General features: G+C 59.8%; 1 protein-coding gene. It reads left to right on the top strand.

Going from position 1 to position 1,210, the window contains the following annotated elements:
- The first annotated feature begins 88 nt into the window (after positions 1-88).
- Complete coding sequence (locus ACYP5B_RS37440; protein ID WP_459572935.1) at positions 89-1,075, top strand: IS5 family transposase; 987 nt, start codon at positions 89-91, stop codon at positions 1,073-1,075.
- Positions 1,076-1,210: the final 135 nt, after the last annotated feature.

The following is a 1,210-nucleotide window of genomic DNA, read 5'->3' as shown; positions in this document are numbered from 1 at the left end:
TAGGGAAGGACTGATTTATTCAGTGCGGCGGTCATCGTTGAGTGGCTTGTAAACGTTGTCCTATGTGTGCCCCAAGAGATGAGCCGAGATGAAGCGTCAGATCAGTTTTGCAGAAGCGGAAGGCCACGGTAAGAAGCGGGTAACGCGCCGCCAGCGCTTCCTGACGGAGATGGAAAGTGTTGTGCCGTGGCCGCGCCTGATCGCGGCGGTCGAGCCGTACTACCCCAAAGGCAAACGTGGGCGGCCGCCAATCGGACTGGAGCGGATGTTGCGCATTTACTTCCTGCAGCAGTGGTACGGGCTGTCGGACGAGGCGCTGGAAGACGCGTTGTATGACAGCATGGCGCTGCGCACGTTTGCCGGGATCGACCTGGCGGTCGAAGCGGTGCCGGACGCGACCACGCTCCTCAAGTTTCGCCGCATGCTCGTCGAGCATGAGCTGACGCGAAAACTGTTCGACGAGATCGGCATCATGCTGTGCGAGCGTGGGCTGATGATGAAGGAAGGCACGATTGTGGATGCCACCATCATCGAGGCGCCACCGTCGACCAAGAACAAGCAGAAGAGCCGCGACCCGGAGATGCACCAGACCAAGAAGGGTAATGAGTGGCACTTTGGCATGAAGGCCCATGTCGGCGTGGATGCGGCTTCGGGGCTGGTACACAGCGTGGTGGGCACAGCGGCCAACGAGTCCGACGTGTCGCAGGCACACGCCTTGCTGCATGGCCACGAAGACCATGCGTTTGGCGACGCAGGCTACACGGGCATAGAGAAGCGCGACGAGATGCAAGGCAAGTCCGTGAAGTGGCAGGTGGCCGTCAAGCGCGGCAAGATCAAGGCGATGCGTGACGGCACCGTCAAGGACTTGCTGATTGCCGTCGAGCGGGCCAAGGCCCAGATTCGGGCGCGGGTCGAGCATCCGTTCCACGTCATTAAGAATCTCTTCGGTCATCGCAAGGTTCGCTACAAGGGCCTGGTCAAGAACACGGCGCAGTTGTTCAGCCTGTTTGGTCTGGCGAATCTGGCGCTCGCCAGGAAGCTGTTGTTGGCCTCACAGGGAAGCAATCCATCCTGAGCGCGCAAAGCGCGCCAGGAAAGGCGCGAAATGAGTGAAAACCGCAGCGAATCCGCCCGTCTGTCCCTCATTGAGAAAATCCGAGGCCAGAGGCGTTGGCAACATCATGCGAAAACCTCATTGATCAGCACTTCC

This window comes from Cupriavidus sp. 8B (assembly GCF_054589115.1).
The sequence above is the reverse complement of the archived record's forward strand: the minus strand, read 5'-3'. Positions and strand labels throughout refer to the sequence as shown.

What these genes read in the sequence shown, in the direction of transcription:
- ACYP5B_RS37440 (WP_459572935.1), top strand. Translation starts at nt 89, where the DNA reads ATGAAGCGTCAGATCAGTTTTGCAGAAGCGGAAGGCCACGGTAAGAAG.